We start from the raw sequence: 1,782 nt of genomic DNA, 5'->3' as shown, positions 1-1,782 counted from the left end.
AGCAAGCGCTATCCCTACGCCGAGAAGCTGGCCACCTGGCTGGGAATCGAGGYAACAAAATCGCGGAAACAGCGGCGCACTTTGAGGCGGATCCACACAAGTTGGACATAAATCAGCCTACGGAGAAAATCCTCAACCGTTGCCAGATCCCTTAAGGGCATATTTTTTTTGTCTCAGCCATACAATAAAAACTCAAGCAACAAAGCACTACAGAAGGCCCCGTGAGAGCTGAGCAAGACTCCTCGCAAGACCAACTCACCCTTCGAATGGTGCTCTTTAGCCTTTTGGGCGGAATTCTTTTCGCAATTGCACTATGGGCGGCGATGGAAAGAGTTAAGCCTCCTGAAGGGTTCGTCTTTCAACGCCTGCCCACTCTTACCGGCGTCTACCGGTGCTGCAGTGACGGTGACCGCGATTCGCGTACGAGTCAAAGCACACTCGACAACGTACGGCTCGAATGTCTTGACATAGGCTATTTCCAAAACGCACGTAGTCGGGATTGCGGTGTCAGGCCGCTAAACCTGGAAGTGGTCGAGGTTGAGCAAGTTCTCATACCGACTTTCTCGGGGCCATCGCCAGTCGTCTCAAAAATCAGCTTCAGGGGGCATAGCTACCTCAACGTGGACGACAAAACAATTCGAAAGCGATGGCTACTAAGCAATACCGTCGTTCTTGTGTTTACGGTTCCGTTTGGTGCAGTGGTTTCGGCGTTTCTTCTACACGTCCTCAACAAGCTCATGCGAAGCAGGCGTGCCCGAAGACAGCAATGAATGTCATGAGGTGCACTTTTTCCGTCCATGACTTCGAGCCGCGACGCATCGCGACACWCACWCCTTGAAAACCGGAATCGAGCCGCTGGCGTTTCGCCGGTCGCCGGCGGCGACCAGGAGTTTCCGCAAGCGCTCAATGTTGGCCTCTCCCTTCGCCAGTGAGTCTGCAGAGGTGTGGACGGAGTAGCTGCCAAGATGCAAGTCGTGGGGATGTGGCGTTGCGGAACCGATCACAAAGATGGCGTCTTCCGTTGGGCCGGCCTTCAATTTGATGGGTTGAAGTGCCTGCTCAAAAATGACCATTTCGCCGGACTCTGCTGGCGTCTCTCCGGCCAAACGACCGCTTGAGACCGCTATCCAGGCGAGTGTCTGTGTCGCGGGCGGCGTGAAGGTCCACTCGGTGCCGGCGGCCAGCCTTACGAGTAGGTAAGTCACACCCTCTGGGGCTCGTGCCGGGCTGCGGGCGCCTTCGTAGCTGCCAAGGATCACGTGCGCTGGCCCGGCGGTCGGGACGTGCCGGGCTTCAACGTACTGGCTGTCTACGGACTCGTGCTCAAGATCGGGGCGCAGCGCTATCCAGAGCTGAAATCCCTTGGCTTTCGGCGTCGTACCACCGGACAGTTCTTTACCGTGCCACACGCCATTGCCGGCGCGCATCCACTCGAAGCCGCCAAAGCCGATGTGGCCGGTTCCGTCTGTGGGGTCATCGAATCGCAGGTCTCCTTCGGTGATGACGGTGATTGTTGCAAGCCCTGAGTGCGGATGGATGGAAAAGCCTGCCCGCGGGTCGTGAAGGTCGACGTTAAAAAGGTCGAGAAACACGAAGGGCTTGAGCATGTGACCGAGGTCTGATGGGCTCATCAGTCGGGTGACGGGGCCGTGTGTAGTGCCACGCGTCCTGAAGGTGATGCGGCGAACGCTTTCGTCGGCAGAAATCGGCAGGTCTTTGAGGAGGTTCATGGTTTTTCTCTTGTCTAACTGCCGCACCTTACCGGGTCTGGTAGTAGCCGCC

The 1,782-nt window shown here is 57.0% G+C and carries 1 protein-coding gene; it reads right to left on the bottom strand.

Annotated elements, in window-relative coordinates; translation table 11 throughout:
- Positions 1 to 773 precede the first annotated feature (773 nt).
- Positions 774 to 1,730 (bottom strand): pirin family protein, encoded by a 957-nt coding sequence (locus tag AC1D0Z_RS20865; RefSeq protein ID WP_477660074.1) that lies wholly within the window; start codon positions 1,728 to 1,730, stop codon positions 774 to 776.
- Between the last annotated feature and the right edge of the window lie 52 nt (positions 1,731 to 1,782).

It is taken from the genome of Polaromonas sp. P1_E3 (genome assembly GCF_056405935.1).
The sequence above is the reverse complement of the archived record's forward strand: the minus strand, read 5'-3'. Positions and strand labels throughout refer to the sequence as shown.